The organism is Enterovirga sp. CN4-39, from assembly GCF_049446235.1.
GTDB lineage: Bacteria > Pseudomonadota > Alphaproteobacteria > Rhizobiales > Beijerinckiaceae > Enterovirga.
The window spans coordinates 2501-4111 of the sequence record NZ_JBMSEF010000046.1 but is presented as its reverse complement, the minus strand read 5'-3'; the positions used below and the strand labels follow the sequence as shown (position 1 = coordinate 4111).

2 tRNA genes and 2 rRNA genes (2 of these 4 only partly in view) are annotated in these 1611 nt (G+C 57.9%); all 4 read left to right on the top strand.

The window, feature by feature from the left end:
• A 16S ribosomal RNA gene (locus ACO2SS_RS28590) occupies nucleotides 1–269 on the top strand; it begins 1315 nt to the left of the window's first position.
• Between the two features lie 183 nt (nucleotides 270–452).
• A tRNA-Ile gene (locus tag ACO2SS_RS28585) sits at nucleotides 453–529 on the top strand.
• A gap of 108 nt (nucleotides 530–637) precedes the next feature.
• Nucleotides 638–713, top strand: a tRNA-Ala gene (locus ACO2SS_RS28580).
• Between the two features lie 284 nt (nucleotides 714–997).
• A 23S ribosomal RNA gene (locus ACO2SS_RS28575) occupies nucleotides 998–1611 on the top strand; it runs 2189 nt beyond the window's last position.
• The 16S and 23S rRNA genes sit together here with 2 tRNA genes alongside, the layout of an rRNA operon.

Genomic DNA, 1611 nt, shown 5'->3' with positions numbered 1-1611 from the left:
GGAGCTAATCCCAAAAAGCCGTCTCAGTTCGGATTGCACTCTGCAACTCGAGTGCATGAAGGCGGAATCGCTAGTAATCGTGGATCAGCACGCCACGGTGAATACGTTCCCGGGCCTTGTACACACCGCCCGTCACACCATGGGAGTTGGGTTTACCCGAAGGCAGTGCGCCAACCGCAAGGGGGCAGCTGACCACGGTAGGCTCAGCGACTGGGGTGAAGTCGTAACAAGGTAGCCGTAGGGGAACCTGCGGCTGGATCACCTCCTTTCTAAGGATGGTTCTTCAGCGACCCCGGACCTCGTGTCCGGACGAGCTATCGGACCTCTTAGGATCAAGGGCTCAGTCAGAGCCCATTATGCGGGACGCCGCCGTCTTCGTTTCTCTTTCTTCTTGGACATTCTAGCGATCCTGGGCTTGGGCCCGCTCGGGCCCAACAGGGTCCGGAGTTTTCGGGCCTGTAGCTCAGGTGGTTAGAGCGCACCCCTGATAAGGGTGAGGTCGGACGTTCGAGTCGTCCCAGGCCCACCATCTTGATTTGGGGTTCGGCGCATCAGCGCCGGCGCCTCTTCGGCTTGCGAAGGTTTTGCCTTCGTGGCGAGCGGATGCGAGGTCGGCGACCGAGGCTCAAACAAGACTGGGGCCATAGCTCAGTTGGGAGAGCGCGTGCTTTGCAAGCATGAGGTCGTCGGTTCGATCCCGTCTGGCTCCACCATTATCGTCTGGAATGTCCGTCAAAGGGTTTGCGGGTGCTGCGCTGAGCGCCGCCTGCAATCTTATACATCGTGAAGAGGGAACATGACCGGCCGGTCATGGGGAGCCGCAAGGCTTTTCGTGATCGCACCAGGCGAGGCTTGACCGCATCGTCCGCTGGTTGTGTTCGGCAAGTGCAATCCGGATCTGCCGATCCGGATAGACCGATCTCGAAAGGGATCGGCCCAATGGTCTTTCTGATGATGACGCTTTGGCTTCGGCCTGGCGGACATCGATCATGAGAGTGATGAAGTGATTTAAGGGCATTCGGTGGATGCCTTGGCGCTGAGAGGCGATGAAGGACGTGGTACGCTGCGATAAGCCTTGGGGAGCTGCGAACGAGCTTTGATCCGAGGATTTCCGAATGGGGAAACCCACCTTCGACCTCCCGTATTGTCAGGCGATGAGCGATCGTCGTTTGGCACTACGTGGGGTCAGTGAAGGTATTGAGCCCTGAATACATAGGGGTTCAAGGCGAACCCGGGGAACTGAAACATCTAAGTACCCGGAGGAAAGGACATCAACGAGACTCCGTCAGTAGTGGCGAGCGAACGCGGACCAGGCCAGTGCTCTTGCAGATTGAATCGGAACCGTCAGGAAAGTCGGGCCGGAGAGGGTGATAGCCCCGTACGAGTGTAGATCTGCGAGAGACTTGAGTAGGGCGGGACACGTGAAATCCTGTCTGAACATGGGGGGACCACCCTCCAAGCCTAAGTACTCCTCAGCGACCGATAGCGAACAAGTACCGTGAGGGAAAGGTGAAAAGCACCCCGACGAGGGGAGTGAAATAGTACCTGAAACCGGATGCCTACAAACAGTGGGAGCCCAAGGTTCGTCCTGGGTGACCGCGTACCTTTTGT